The following is a 464-nucleotide window of genomic DNA, read 5'->3' as shown; positions in this document are numbered from 1 at the left end:
GCTCCGGCGAGAGCGGGTCTTCGAGGGCGGCCGCGAGGTTCGCGCGGTACTGGCTCTCCTTCACGGAGAACGGGATGGGGATCTGGCCGCGAGCCACCGCCCACTTCAGGCAGATGAGGGCCGGATGCACGCCGTGCTCCCGCGCGATCCGCACCACGGTGGGGTCTTCGATATCGACGATGTCCCCATCCGTTCGATCCCGCTCGGGTCGCGACGGCGATCCGAGCGGCGAATACCCGACCGGCTGGATGTCGTGGTCGAGGCAGAAACGGAAGAGCTCGGGTTGCTGGAACGTCGGATGGAGTTCCATTTCGTTGAGCGCCGGAGCAATGGATGCGTCGCGGAGGATGAGCTCGAGCTTGGGGATCGTGACGTTGGAGGTGCCGAGATGCCGGATCACGCCTTCATCCACGAGTCCTTCCAGTGCGCGCCAGGTCGCCATGTAGTCGTCGTGGATGTAGGGG

At 65.5% G+C, this 464-nt stretch carries 1 protein-coding gene; it reads right to left on the bottom strand.

Annotated elements, in window-relative coordinates:
* Nucleotides 1-464 (bottom strand): aldo/keto reductase (locus AB4Z02_RS19060; RefSeq protein WP_441972935.1); only part of this gene is annotated, 464 nt, incomplete at both ends.

The sequence above is a fragment of the Pedococcus sp. 2YAF34 genome, assembly GCF_052114585.1.
In the GTDB taxonomy this organism is placed as follows: domain Bacteria; phylum Actinomycetota; class Actinomycetes; order Actinomycetales; family Dermatophilaceae; genus Pedococcus.
The sequence above is the reverse complement of the archived record's forward strand: the minus strand, read 5'-3'. Positions and strand labels throughout refer to the sequence as shown.